The sequence below is a fragment of the Clostridium sp. 1001283B150210_160208_E6 genome (assembly GCF_015669365.1).
In the GTDB taxonomy this organism is placed as follows: domain Bacteria; phylum Bacillota; class Clostridia; order Clostridiales; family Clostridiaceae; genus Clostridium; species Clostridium paraputrificum.
On record NZ_JADPAA010000003.1, the window covers coordinates 1 to 9,228 of the forward strand.

At 29.1% G+C, this 9,228-nt stretch carries 12 protein-coding genes and 1 pseudogene; all 13 read left to right on the forward strand.

Annotated elements, in window-relative coordinates:
* Nucleotides 1-604, forward strand: a 604-nt coding sequence (locus I4V16_RS04720) for a hypothetical protein (protein ID WP_207745408.1), incomplete at its 5' end; no start/stop codon positions are given.
* Between the two features lie 14 nt (nt 605-618).
* The gene (locus I4V16_RS04725) at nt 619-1,092 is read left to right on the forward strand and encodes a hypothetical protein (protein ID WP_099329541.1); all 474 of its coding nucleotides are present in this window, start codon (nt 619-621) and stop codon (nt 1,090-1,092) included.
* Between the two features lie 851 nt (nt 1,093-1,943).
* Nucleotides 1,944-2,099: pseudogene (locus I4V16_RS17310) on the forward strand (IS110 family transposase); the annotation flags it as partial.
* Nucleotides 2,100-2,208: 109 nt separating this feature from the next.
* Nucleotides 2,209-2,583 carry a hypothetical protein gene (locus tag I4V16_RS04730; protein WP_242974249.1) on the forward strand — a complete coding sequence of 125 codons (375 nt, stop codon included), beginning with the start codon at nt 2,209-2,211 and terminating at the stop codon, nt 2,581-2,583.
* A 6-nt stretch (nt 2,584-2,589) separates the two neighbouring features.
* Entirely contained in the window at nt 2,590-2,817 is a 228-nt protein-coding gene (locus I4V16_RS04735; RefSeq protein WP_099329540.1) for an Imm74 family immunity protein, read from the forward strand.
* Between the two features lie 839 nt (nt 2,818-3,656).
* Nucleotides 3,657-4,502, forward strand: coding sequence for a YwqJ-related putative deaminase (locus I4V16_RS04745; RefSeq protein WP_207745409.1), 846 nt, complete (start codon nt 3,657-3,659; stop codon nt 4,500-4,502).
* Nucleotides 4,492-4,968 (forward strand): hypothetical protein, encoded by a 477-nt coding sequence (locus I4V16_RS04750; protein WP_099329539.1) that lies wholly within the window; start codon nt 4,492-4,494, stop codon nt 4,966-4,968. The genes I4V16_RS04745 and I4V16_RS04750 overlap by 11 nt, the downstream gene beginning before the upstream one ends.
* Before the next feature lie 632 nt (nt 4,969-5,600).
* Nucleotides 5,601-5,831 (forward strand): hypothetical protein, encoded by a 231-nt coding sequence (locus tag I4V16_RS17315; protein ID WP_205686212.1) that lies wholly within the window; start codon nt 5,601-5,603, stop codon nt 5,829-5,831.
* 18 nt (nt 5,832-5,849) lie between these two features.
* Nucleotides 5,850-6,230 (forward strand): immunity 22 family protein, encoded by a 381-nt coding sequence (locus I4V16_RS04760; RefSeq protein WP_099329538.1) that lies wholly within the window; start codon nt 5,850-5,852, stop codon nt 6,228-6,230.
* Nucleotides 6,231-6,870: 640 nt separating this feature from the next.
* Nucleotides 6,871-7,263, forward strand: coding sequence for a hypothetical protein (locus I4V16_RS04765; protein WP_099329537.1), 393 nt, complete (start codon nt 6,871-6,873; stop codon nt 7,261-7,263).
* A 15-nt stretch (nt 7,264-7,278) separates the two neighbouring features.
* Nucleotides 7,279-7,608, forward strand: a complete 330-nt coding sequence (locus tag I4V16_RS04770; RefSeq protein ID WP_099329536.1) for a hypothetical protein — start codon at nt 7,279-7,281, stop codon at nt 7,606-7,608.
* A gap of 506 nt (nt 7,609-8,114) precedes the next feature.
* The gene (locus I4V16_RS04775; protein ID WP_099329535.1) at nt 8,115-8,444 is read left to right on the forward strand and encodes a glycohydrolase toxin TNT-related protein; all 330 of its coding nucleotides are present in this window, start codon (nt 8,115-8,117) and stop codon (nt 8,442-8,444) included.
* Nucleotides 8,445-8,458: 14 nt separating this feature from the next.
* Entirely contained in the window at nt 8,459-8,878 is a 420-nt protein-coding gene (locus I4V16_RS04780) for an Imm63 family immunity protein (protein WP_099329534.1), read from the forward strand.
* Nucleotides 8,879-9,228 lie beyond the last annotated feature (350 nt).

Sequence of the window (9,228 nt, forward strand, 5' to 3'; positions counted from 1 at the left end):
AATAAAAAAGATAATAAGTGATGCGAGTAAAGATATAGATAACCATTCTAGTAGTTTGTTTAAAGGTACTGAGGGGGTTAGTAAAGCTGATATATTGAAAAATGCTGGGCTAGATAAAATAAAGATAGATGAAATAGTATCTATACCTAAAGGAACTAGACCAGACCCTGCAACATATCTTAGTAAAGAATATATGGATATGCATTTGTCTCAATTCGATGATGGACTATCAGTTATTCAGACAGAGTGGGCATACGGGAGGTATTCAGAAATAAATGGTTTCGTAGGAGTTCCAGATGATAACACTGTATTTGTATTACCTAAAAAATATTGTGATGGGGTAGTTCTTAGAGCAAATGGAGATATATCAATTATTGAAAAGGAACTTGGTTTCCCCAAGGGATATTTTAGTGATGGCGGTGGATTGGTAAGAGTTGATGTTGATGATGTTACTGGGCTTAACTTAAGACTTCCAAGTGGGAACGAAACTGGTGCTAATTCATTATGGATTCCAGGAGGATATACATCTGGAAATGTGCCAGAGGCAATTTCTGACATAATACCATTGAAGCAAGCAACAATAAGTAGAATTAATGTAGATTAGGAGAAAAGAAAAATATGAATTATGATGATTTGATAAGTAAAGCTATTAAAAATGATGAAATTCAAAACCTGTTATGTGGGAAAAAACCATATGAAGTAGAGGTGTCCAAATTTACATCAGATGTATTCCCTACAGATATAAATTCAGTTTTAGTAAATTGCTTTTATAAGCAATATAATAATATAGAAAAAATAAATGAATTATTTGAAAATAACTTGAAGCATATGTTAAAAGGTAGTGCATGTAATGTATATATAGCTATTTTATATTTTGATGCTTGCATTTTTCAGGAAGAAATTAAAAAAGCAACATTTTTTATCAATAAAGAAGTCTTAGGTAGGAACATAAAAGAAGCAGTTGATAAAAATAAAGATGAGTTATCTCAATGGATAATCTTTGAAAATGGGATGAAAAAAAATAACCCTTTAAAAAATATTGAGAATTTTAACAAATACTATGAAAAAAAGTATAAGTTCAGTATTATTTAAAACTAGTTGCAAAACTCAAAGTAAAGTAACTGCATAAATAGATTAAACTCAAAAGTATAGTAAAATTAACAATAGAAAAAAATAATTAGATTCATAATTATTATAATGTAGTAAGCTGATTTAGAAAGGTTAATGTTTCAGTAATGGAGCATTAATCTTTTTTTCATGCACTGAAATATTTATAGAATCCAAGATAACTAGGATTGAAAACAACCGTAAGCTGAAAAGTAGAGAACCCAAATCTATGATTTGGAGTGAATCACTTTCACAGAGTGCAAGCAAGGAAATCCTAGGTTCAACAATTCCACTTGAAATCGAGGGGAACTCTGAACATATAATATGTAGTAGAAAAATAAATTCCACTAAAAAATAAAAAGAATTGAAAAGATAAAACATACAAATAATGGAACTTGGAAATAGAAACTCGGGACTCGGAAAGAGGAACGGGGGGATAGGGGGGAACAAGAACCTAATTATAAATAACAACTAACAAGAATAAAAAATTGAGTAATAGAAATAATATCTATTCAGAATAAATAATAATAGAAAAAAAGAAAATCTAATCAGATAAGAACTGAAGTAATAATCAATGAAGAAATTATAATAAATAACCAATCAATAGATAATAAAATCATTCAATGGAATAAATAACTGAGAATACATACATCAACTAATAAAAATATAGCAAAAACCAACGATAAGGCATCAGAAAAGAGAGATTTATGAGAATGTGAATAAGAATACTATTCAGATTGAAAAGCTGTAAATATACGCTAAATCAACTGAATTTAAAATAGATGATAAATCTGATAACAGAGTTAATGTTTCTAATCAAGGAGCATTAACTCTTTTTTTTAGAATACTACAAGAAAAAGATTTCAGAAGGATAGACTAAGATACAAGCATTAGTGTGTGTAATGAGAAGGCTTAATAACATAATCTATGGAATGATGAAAAATAAAACTGAATACATTTTACCAATTATGGAAATTGAGAAGGTAGCATGATAAAATAGTGGTAAGGGTTGAAAATGCTAGGCTCTACCACTAAAAATAATAAGACAGACTTTGCCCCAAGGGGGTTAGTAAAGCTATAGATATTGAAGAAATATCTAAGTTGTTAAAAACAGACCCAGATACAGCATTTTTCTGGTCTGGAAGAACAAATGGGATTGGTGGTGCAGATAGGGCGGCAGAAATTGCAAAAACAAAAGGTGGAGTAACATTAGAGTCTACAATTTTTGATAAGAATATTAAAATGCCAGAATGGGACTTTAATAATCTAGATTCAATTAAAGCGTGGGAAGATGCTTCAGCAGAGTATGCGAAGCAAGTATCGGGAGAGATTAGAGCAGTTGTAGGAAAAGAGTTGAGAGAAGGTAACATATGGGAAAATGTTGAATTGCCAAGGTTAAAACAAAACCCTAATGTAAGCAAAATAACGATTATAGACCCAGAAACAGGAATAGAAAAAATTATATTTGAAAGGTGATTAGATATGAATATAACAGGAACAATGTCATATATAAAGGTTGAGATTGAGGGGAAAACAGTTAAAATCGAAGGTGAAAAAGTAATTGGTGGCTTTATTGCTTTTAAGAATACAATAAAAAATTGGGAACCACCATATGAAAATGAAATAATAGATGAAAAATTAAAGCAAGAAATTATACAGAAAGTTTCTGATAAAACTAAAAATTCTCACTTGGTAATAACTTTTGAATAACTAAATGCTTAATTAATAGAGAGTTTTACTGCATAAAAAATAATAATAGTAGAACTCAGATAAATCAATAAAAATATCAAGATTTAATACTGCATAATTCTAATAATGCAGTGAAAGAAGTTAAAAAGATTAATGTTTCAGTAATGGAGCATTAATCTTTTTTTCATATGTTGAAATATTTATAAAATCTAAGATAACTAGGAGTGAAATCTACTGTAAGCTGAAAAGTAGAGAGCCCAAATCTATGATTTGGTGTGAATCACTTTCACAGAGTGCAGGTAAGGAAATCATAGACATAATAATTCCACTTCAAATCAAGGGGAATTAATAACAATAAATATGTAGGATAAAAAGATATAAAAGGAAACACACTACTCATATGCATTCGTAGGTGTAAGTTTGACTAGCTAAATGTAAAATTTAGAGTCTCACTTAAAAAGAAAAAGAATTTGAAAAGATGAAACATATAAATAACGGAACTTGTAAATAGGAAAGTGGGATTAAGAAATTTTAATTGGGGGAGAATCATAAGGGATTAAAGAAAAATAAGAATTTAAATAAAGAGTTATAGGGTATTATCTCAAAATGAAGCTACTGGAGAGCAAAGCTATCAGGTAGCAAAGTTAATAAGAAAAAAGATCAAAGAAATAGTAAGTGTAAAGATAAAAGGACAAATTATTAATGCAACAATTGAGCACCCATTTATGACAGATCAAGGATGGGTAAAAGCTTGAGAACTTCATGATGGATCAAAGGTATTAAATAGTAGAAAAGAGTATGAGGTAGTAGAAAGTATAGAATATAAGGGTTATAATGAAATTGAAGTATATAACCTAATAGTGGAAAACTACCACACATTCTTTATAACAGAATTAGGTCTTATGGTTCACAATATAGACTGTAAGAATGCAACTTTAGGACAGATATTTAAACAAGTTGGAGATAATATAAGTAATACTAAAATAAAAGGTGATTTTGAAGATGTTATAAAGAAGTTAGATGGTATAGCAGGAAGAAATAACATTGAAGAATATATAAAGAACTTTGATTCAAGGTTTAGAGGATTAGATCCAAATAATCTAGATGAAATAAAAAAGATAGTAAGTGATACGAGTAAAGATATAGATAACCATTCTAGTAGTTTGTTTAAAGGTACTGAGGGGGTAGGTAACCCTGAACTAAATAGACTTGATTATTTAAGAAATAAATATGACAAATTAACTTCTGAGCAAATTAATAATAGAATTAATTTACGTGGAGCAGTTAATGATGAAATAGATAGATTATATAAATCAGGAATTAGTAAGAAAGAATTAGGACCAGCAGTTGCAGGAGTTTTAGACCACAAAACAGGAAAATACTATTTTGGAATAAATAATATTAAAGGTAAGGTACCAACAGAACTTCATCCAATAATTAAAGAAAGAATAGACAACATGCCATTAGAAACTTATAATAGTTATGAAAAGTGGACATTAGGAGCTGGTTCTCATGCAGAAGTATATGCCTTAAATGAAGCAATGTTAGCGAATCCTAATGCAAAATTAGAAGATTTTATGGTGTACGTAGTTAGGTCTGGAAAGAAGTTAAAACCTAGAGGACTACCTATGCCAAGATGCCCACATTGTGAATATATAACAGATGGAGCAAGTTATTTCCCGGAGGTGTTAAAGTATGGAAAGTAAGATATTGACAAAAGAGTATGTCTTAAAGAATGGAATAGATTTTGATGATGATGATATTTTAGAACAAGAATATTTAAGTGATAGAATTTTAGATAACTCAAAAGAAGCAGGTGGAAAACCATTTACAGGATTAACCTATGAAACTTATCCAAATGGAAATTTAGTGTATTATTGTTATTATAAAAATGGTTTTTCGGATGGAGATTTTATTGAGTTTTACAATGATGGAAAAGTAAAGAGTATGCAGTATATGCAAAGAGGAAGAACTTTTGGCATTGAAAAGAATTGGTATAATAATGGTATATTAAAATCGGAAAGCAGATATGAATATGGTGTATGTTTAACATTGAAAGAATGGGATGAGAAAGGAAATTTAATTAAGGAAAAATTAGAGCCAACTGAAGACGATATAAAGCTTAGAGATAGTCAAGAAAAGTTTTATAAACATGCAGTAGCAGAAGAGTAAATTTAAGCTGCAAAACAATAATATACTAAAAATTAGAGGATTTGAATAATGTAGTATAGTTCAATGCATAATAATTAAGCAACTGAATGCATAAAAAATGTAAATATTAAAATACAGTAAAATCAATCAAGATGAGAAAAATAAATACTGCATAACTTAAATAATGTAGTGAAAGAAGATAAAAGGTTAATGTTTCAGTAGTTGGAGCATTAATCTTTTTTTATTCAATGAAGAATGTAGAAATAAAAGAAGTAGCATGATAAAATAAGGTTAACATATTAAGGAAAATTAAGGCTGAAATGATAGCTACATAACACTAAAAATGGTAGGTGAAGAAAAGTAGTGTTAAAACCGTGGTAAGGCTTGAAAATACTCAACTCTACCACTAAAAATAAAAAGACAGACTCAGCCCCAAGGGGGTAAGTAACCCTTATGGATTAACATCCAAAGATATACCATCTGTAAGAAATGGTGAATTTAATAAATTCTTTAATTCACTAACTTCAGAAGAATTAGATACTATATGGAAAGACCCTAAGCTGAGACAAACAATTGAGGATAGATTAAGACAACCAGGTGGATTACATGAATGGCATTTAGTTTCGAGAACTCCTCAGTTTAAAAATTGGAATGTGACAGCGGAGCAAATTAAGGACTTAAGAAGTTTAACTACAGATGTTAAATTCGTAAACCCTAAAGGTGTTCATGGAGGTAGAGGCTCAACAACTGCTCATAATGAATTGTTAAAGATAATAGATAGTTCAACAGATTATGATACGTTTACAAGAAGGTTAAATAATTGGGCGAATTATAGATTAGATGGAGGAATAGACTCTTTACCTAAGGGACTACAGTTAAAATAAATTAGAGGAGAGAAAAGTATGCAAAAAGAAGGCAAGGTATCGTTATGGCTAGGAAATTTTAATAATGAAAAGACTTTTAGAGAATTTATGGAGATTAAATATACTGATGATGGGGATTCTATACCATCAAAATTTAAAAAACAATTTAAGATAGACTATTATGATATAGATTTTTCAGAAATAGATTATATGGAGGAAAAATCAAATGACTTAGAAGTTTTATTAGAAGGGTTTTCTAATGATTATGAGATAATACCTAAGTTGAAAGAAAATTATGATGGGAATATGTATAATTCAATAGTACTATTATATGATTTTGAATATGATTCTAATAAAATAAATTATAAAAATGAAAACAATATATTAGATTTTATTGGTTGTGTAGATTACAGCAAATAATTGAATGCATAATAATTAATAAAGTAACTGTATAAAAAAGTAATAATAGAAAAATTGAGTTAAATTAATAATATTAAGAAAATTTAATACTGCATAACTTAAATAATGTAGTGAATAGAGGGCAAGGGGGCAGAGTGGTAGATAAAATTAAAAAGTAATTGATAGTTGATGAAACTAAATTTATAAGGAATACAATCCTAAGGGATTGCATAAGTTCATTTAGCTAAATCAAGAATTTAGAAATTCACTTAAAAATCTTTACCACCTATGCCACCTTTCAACCCAAAATAAAAGAAAATATCGTTGTAACTGAAATGTCGATACTTCAATTACAACGATATTTTTTTGATTATGTGTAAGAACTAATGTAGAAATAAAAAGAAGTTGCATGATAAAATAAGGTTAATAGATTAAGGTAGAAAAAGTAACTACATAAAACTAAAAATGGTAAGTGATAAGAAGTAGTTAAAAAGTTATGGTAAGGGTTGAAAATACTAAGGTATTGGTACTAAAATAAAAAGACAGACTCTGCCCCAAGGGGGTAAGTAACCTTAATGCAAAAGAAATAATTTCTGAGAGGGTTAAGGGATTAGATTTAAGTGAACATCAGTTAACAAATAAGCAGTTAAGTTCCAAGAAAATGTCTGAGATTAAAAGTAAAATAGATAATAGAATAGCAACTAAAGCTGAATATGAAGCATATGAGTGGAATAAAAGATTTTCAGCAAGAAGACGTGAGGGTGTTAAACAATTCTGGAATCAAGAAAGAGAAAGAATAATAAAAGGTGAAAGTACTACACGTAATTGGACAACAGAACAAATTCAAGATATTTTAAATGGTAGAACACCTAAATATGATGTTAAGCCTATTCAAGGACATCATTCATATAGTGCATCAAAATATCCTCATTTAGCTGATAAAGGTGAAATAATATATCCAGTTACACCAAATGAACATTTAAAGGGATGGCATGGAGGAAACTTTAAAAATAGTAGACCTGGTGAGCCGATAATAGATATAAATGATTTCTAAGTAGGAGGGAAATAAGTGGATAACATAGGTATTAAAATAAAAAGTAATGATAAAATAGCTAAATGCATTAGTATTATAAGAAAATATACAAACTTATCAATAGGAGAAATTAAAGCTAAAATAATAAATAATGAATATGTAATGGTCTGTGGATACACAGATGAAGATGGAATAAAAAGTATAGTAGAAGCTTATAAAGAAGTTACAAGTTTAGGAGTTGATGCGGTAATATATGAGCATGATAGAGTTACTACAATAGATTTTCTAATAAATTTAATAGATATGTATGGTGATATTGAAAGAGATATGCAAGAAATGGACGACTTAACGTATGATGAGGATTAATAGTTACTACAAAATTGTAGGAGAAGTTGCTGCATAAAAAAGTTTAAGAAAAATATATTAAAAATAATAGAAATATTAGTAAAATTGATACTGCATAACTTAAATAATGCAGTGAAAGAAGTTAAAAAGGTTAATGTTTCAGAAATGGAGCATTAACTTTTTTTCTTGTAATGCTGAATATAGAAATAAAAGAAGTAGCATGATAAAATAGGGTTAATAGATTTAAGGAAATTAATGCTAACAATCTAACTACATAACATTAAAAATGGTAAGTAAGTAAAAGTAGTTAAAAAAATATTGGAAAGCATTGAAAACACTAGGTAGATATAAAATACAGACTCTGTCCCAAGGGGGTTAGTAATACTGGAAAATATTCCGCATTTGGAGAAATGCCAATAGAAGATGGAATAAGATATGATGGCTATTGGAAATATCAATAAGCATTAGAAAAAGGACAGTTTAAGAATGGTTCTATATTTGATGGATGGTATAAAGTAGATGGTTCAATGAATTATCCGGACAATTGGGGGGCAATACCAGGAACAGAAGAAGTGGTAAGTTTGGGAAATAACGGAGTAATTGAGGTTGGTAGATATGGGACTCCAGGAAGTTCGAGTGCGTACGTTACAGAAACAGGTGTAACAGCTGATAGATTGGCATTACCACCTAATACTAATCCAAATGAATATATAAGATATAAAATAAATGGTTCAATTAGCAAAGTTGAAAGAGCAGTAGTTGCACCATGGGTTGGTGATAAAGGTTTGGGAATTCAATATAAATTACCAAAACCAATTAATTGGTATGTAGAACGAGGAATATTAATTCCAGAATAAAAGGAGGAATAGGTATGAATATTCAACAGATAGTTTTAAATGATTTGAATAAAATATTTGATGAGGAAATAATTGGAAATAATCTGAAAAATATTCGTTTCGATTATGGAGATGGTGGATATGAACCGGGAAATTATGTGTATGAAGATAATGGGTTATATCATTACGTTGGAGTAGGTGATAGAGGTGGTATTGAAATAAGTAAGGAATCAAAGAATGTAGATGAAGTACTTTATGAAATTTATAGAGATATAACTTTTAAAGAAGCAACTAAGTATGCAATGATTAATAGAGAAAAAGGTAAAGATTGGAGAAGAATATTATTTGCAAAACAGCTAGAAATGTTAAGAATAATTGGTAATAGGTTTTATATAAAGAGGAGTAATGAGATTCAAGAAATTCTAAAGTCTAATCCATATAATGATAATATTTAATAAATCATTATATGAGTTTTTAATAACAAATATTGTATGAAGGATATGTAAAGATTATTAAAAAGGAAGGTATCTTTATGAAACCTTCCAACCATTATCTTCGAGAGAAGGTGCGGCAATAAATATGGACTGGAATAATATGAATGGTATTAAACAATTAGATTTTCTCAGAATCCAAATGATTGGATGGGAACCGCATTAGGTGATGAATAGAGTTGCTTAGAAAATAATTATGGATATACAGATTTGATAGAATATGGAGGATATTGGTAAGGCGGTAAAGTTAAATCATCAGCTTTCGGATATATGGATGCAGATGATGCCTTAAGGTATAATCAATATTGGGATGA